This window comes from Paraburkholderia sp. SIMBA_053 (assembly GCF_046534895.1).
Lineage (GTDB): Bacteria > Pseudomonadota > Gammaproteobacteria > Burkholderiales > Burkholderiaceae > Paraburkholderia > Paraburkholderia caledonica.
This window is the reverse complement of sequence record NZ_JAWRXU010000258.1, coordinates 1-348: the sequence shown is the minus strand read 5'-3', so window position 1 is coordinate 348 and position 348 is coordinate 1. Positions and strand designations below refer to the sequence as shown.

Sequence of the window (348 nt, the reverse complement as noted above, 5' to 3'; positions counted from 1 at the left end):
CGCGGCGAAGCGAAGCGTTCGCTGCTCGCGGCACGCAGCATTGACGATCTAGTCACCTGGTCGGGCGGTTTGTACGCGCCGCCGGCGCGCTTCAGGAGCTGGTGATGAGAGCCGCTGCTTTGTTGGAGCGCGAAGACGTGCCATGCGTGTCCGCGATAGAGATGCCCGAGCCGCTCGCGCGAGCGTGTGCCTGGACCGAGCGCGGGGACGCGCCGTATGGCCGAGCCACGCAAGCTCTGCATCCGGTCATGACAGCGGCCGCTGCTTCTGACGAACGTGTCGCGAAGCGCGCACAAGACTCATGCTCTGACTCGCAACTTGCCCATTACGCCGTAACCGCGCTGATCG

1 protein-coding gene and 1 pseudogene are annotated in these 348 nt (G+C 65.8%); both read left to right on the top strand.

The features are described from left to right. Nucleotides 1–105: malonate decarboxylase subunit alpha (locus SB753_RS35530; RefSeq protein ID WP_410804768.1), on the top strand; the 105-nt coding region annotated here is incomplete at its 5' end. Continuing rightward, a pseudogene (locus SB753_RS35525) lies at nt 105–348 on the top strand (triphosphoribosyl-dephospho-CoA synthase MdcB); the annotation flags it as partial. The gene SB753_RS35530 and the pseudogene SB753_RS35525, both read left to right, overlap by 1 nt.